Origin of the sequence: Mesorhizobium sp. M7A.F.Ca.CA.003.01.2.1 (assembly GCF_003998945.1) — a bacterium.
Taxonomy (GTDB): Bacteria; Pseudomonadota; Alphaproteobacteria; order Rhizobiales; family Rhizobiaceae; genus Mesorhizobium; species Mesorhizobium ciceri.
The window spans coordinates 1-685 of the sequence record NZ_RZRA01001529.1 but is presented as its reverse complement, the minus strand read 5'-3'; the positions used below and the strand labels follow the sequence as shown (position 1 = coordinate 685).

Sequence of the window (685 nt, the reverse complement as noted above, 5' to 3'; positions counted from 1 at the left end):
CTTGCATGCAGCCCCCTTGCCACAATAATCACTTGATCCTAGGCAAATTCCACGGCATTCGCCAGCATTGCAGCGGTGACAGTGACAAGTGCGCGTTTCGCTGGCAAGTTCGCAATTGGGACGTGATTCAGGCAACCAGGAGATCAACATGGCAATTCTTGCCAAGGGAAAGATGTTTGCAGCGGCCGCGATGGCGGTGCTTGCGCTGGCGACGGGCGCACAGGCAGCGGCCAGCTGCGGCAAGACCGGCGCCGGCTTCGAGGCCTGGAAGCAGGACTTTGCCGCGCAGGCCAGGTCGGAAGGTGTGGGCGCCAAGGGGCTGGCCGCTCTGGCCGGGGCGAACTACGCGACAAAGACCATCTCCGTCGACCGCGGCATTCACAAGGCCTTCAGCGGCTCGGTGGACGATTTCATGCGGCGGCGCGGCGGCGCGGCGATTATCTCCAAGGGCCGGTCGCTGAAAAAGTCGAATGCGGCGCTGTTCTCCAAGATCGAAGCGAATTACGGCGTGTCGCCGGGCGTGTTGCTGGCCATCTGGGGTATGGAAACCGGCTTCGGTTCGGCCATGGGCAACCAGAACACCGTCTCTGCGATTTTGACGCTTGCCTATGATTGCCGCCGCCCGGGGTTCTTCTACCCGCATGCGATCGCCGCCCTGAAGCTGGTCGATCGCGGGGCGTTGACA

Annotated in this window: 1 protein-coding gene; it reads left to right on the top strand. The window is 62.5% G+C overall.

The window, feature by feature from the left end:
- Positions 1–148 precede the first annotated feature (148 nt).
- On the top strand, positions 149–685 hold a 537-nt coding region (locus EN969_RS33975), incomplete at its 3' end, for a lytic murein transglycosylase (RefSeq protein WP_127419917.1).